The organism is Mycobacterium sp. E2497 (assembly GCF_001668695.1).
Classification (GTDB): domain Bacteria; phylum Actinomycetota; class Actinomycetes; order Mycobacteriales; family Mycobacteriaceae; genus Mycobacterium.
Genome location: NZ_LZKD01000011.1, coordinates 1 through 579 on the forward strand (window position 1 = coordinate 1; position 579 = coordinate 579).

Here is a 579-nt window from a genome sequence, read left to right on the forward strand (position 1 = left end):
GCCGCGACAGCACACCGCCGCGCGGTACGCCGACCGGTGAGCGGATCACCGTCACCCGCGCCGCCGCGCTGCGCAGCCGTGAGATGGGTTCGCGGATGTACTGGATGGTGCAACGCGCCGCCACCGCCGACGGCGCCGACAAGTCCGGTCTGACCGCGTTGACGTGGCCGGTGGTGGCCAACTTCGCGGTGGACGCCGCGATGGCGGTGGCGCTGGCAAACACGCTGTTCTTCGCGGCGGCCACCGGGGAGAGCAAGGGCCGGGTCGCGTTGTATCTGCTGATCACCATCGCGCCGTTCGCGGTCATCGCGCCGCTCATCGGCCCGGCGCTGGACCGGCTGCAGCACGGCCGGCGCGTCGCACTCGCCGCGTCGTTCGCCCTGCGCACCGCGTTGGCGCTGGTGCTGATCATGAACTACGACGGTGCCACCGGCAGCTACCCGTCGTGGGTGCTCTACCCTTGCGCGCTGGCCATGATGGTGTTCTCCAAATCGTTCAGCGTGCTGCGCAGCGCGGCGGCGCGGGTGACGGTGATCCGCTCACCGGTCGGCGTACCGCGCGGCGGTGTGCTGTCGCTGC

General features: G+C 71.3%; 1 pseudogene. It reads left to right on the plus strand.

Features of this window, described 5'->3' with window-relative positions:
- Nucleotides 1-579: pseudogene (locus A5713_RS00835) on the plus strand (hypothetical protein); the annotation flags it as partial.